At 48.9% G+C, this 1,290-nt stretch carries 2 protein-coding genes; both read left to right on the top strand.

The window, feature by feature from the left end:
• On the top strand, positions 1 to 188 hold a 188-nt coding region (locus B3S86_RS12660; protein WP_290753362.1), incomplete at its 5' end, for a Veg family protein.
• Positions 189 to 283: 95 nt separating this feature from the next.
• Complete coding sequence (gene ispE / locus B3S86_RS12655; protein WP_035413228.1) at positions 284 to 1,144, top strand: 4-(cytidine 5'-diphospho)-2-C-methyl-D-erythritol kinase; 861 nt, start codon at positions 284 to 286, stop codon at positions 1,142 to 1,144.
• The last annotated feature ends 146 nt before the right edge of the window (positions 1,145 to 1,290 follow it).

Genomic DNA, 1,290 nt, shown 5'->3' with positions numbered 1-1,290 from the left:
AAAGACTGACGCTAAAAGCAAGCGGCGGTCGTAAAAAGGTCGTAACCCGAATCGGAACGCTCGTTGAGACGTATCCTTCGGTGTTTGTAGTCAAGCTAGACGCAGAGCGCCACAATGTCGAGCGAGTTTCTTATAGCTACGCCGACGTGCTAACAGACTCCGTACAAATCGAATTTGCGAATTCGTAAACTTACCTTCCGAAGCGGACAAAATGTTCGCTTCTTTTTTTGTGGAAAGGTTGATACAATTCCTACAGGAAACGAACTAGAGGAGGAACGGCACGATGACGATTATTGTAAAGGCTCCGGCCAAGATCAACCTAGTCCTGGATGCGACGGCAAAGCGCCCGGACGGCTATCACGATGTACATATGGTGATGACGACAGTCGATTTGGCAGACCGTCTAGAATTGACGGAGCTGCCGTCAGGAGAAATTCGAATGAATGCCCAGCATGCTTACGTTCCGAACGACGAACGTAATCTTGCTTATAAAGCAGCAGCGATCTTAAAAGAAAAATACGACGTCAAGACAGGAGTAGAGATCTTCTTAGAGAAACACATTCCAGTTGCAGCCGGACTCGCTGGTGGATCCAGTGACGCGGCAGCGACGTTACGCGGATTAAATGAGTTGTGGCAACTCGGTTTGACGCTTGAAGAGTTGGCGGAAGTCGGCGCAGCAGTGGGCTCTGACGTCCCGTTTTGTGTCATGGGTGGAACAGCGATTGCAACGGGTCGCGGAGAGAAGCTAGAAAAACTTGTCTCACCACCCCCATGCTGGGTTGTTCTTGCTAAACCGACGATCGGTGTTTCAACAGCTGACGTCTATGGTGCCCTCGATTTGAACACGGCAAAACGTCCGAACGTCGAAGCAATGATTGATGCGGTGAAGGCGCAAGATTTCCAAGCCATCTGCCAATCACTCGGTAATGTTCTCGAAGCGGTCACGTTGCCGATGCACCCAGAAGTCGAGCAAATCAAGGAATTCATGGCAAGTTGTGGCGCAGAAGGCGTCTTGATGAGCGGAAGTGGTCCGACGGTCTTTGCTCTAACGGAGCATGAAAATCGGGCACAACGTCTCTATAATGGATTACGCGGCTTTTGTAACGAAGTCTACGTCGTTCGTCTTTTAGGCGAAAACCATTGATAATATCCGTATGAAAATGATATATTCACTATTGAATATTCGGAATTACGGAGAGGTGGAACGAAACAAATGAAAATTCGGAGAAGTGGTCGATTGGTCGACATGACGCGGTACTTGCTTGACCATCCCCATCATCTCGTCTCATT

The sequence above is a fragment of the Exiguobacterium sp. UBA3968 genome, assembly GCF_002385115.1.
Lineage (GTDB): Bacteria > Bacillota > Bacilli > Exiguobacteriales > Exiguobacteriaceae > Exiguobacterium_A.
This window is presented reverse-complemented; position numbering and strand designations above follow the sequence as displayed.

Bases quoted from the DNA above. Each gene is read 5' to 3' on its own strand.
- ispE (WP_035413228.1), top strand. From the start codon at position 284: ATGACGATTATTGTAAAGGCTCCGGCCAAGATCAACCTAGTCCTGGAT.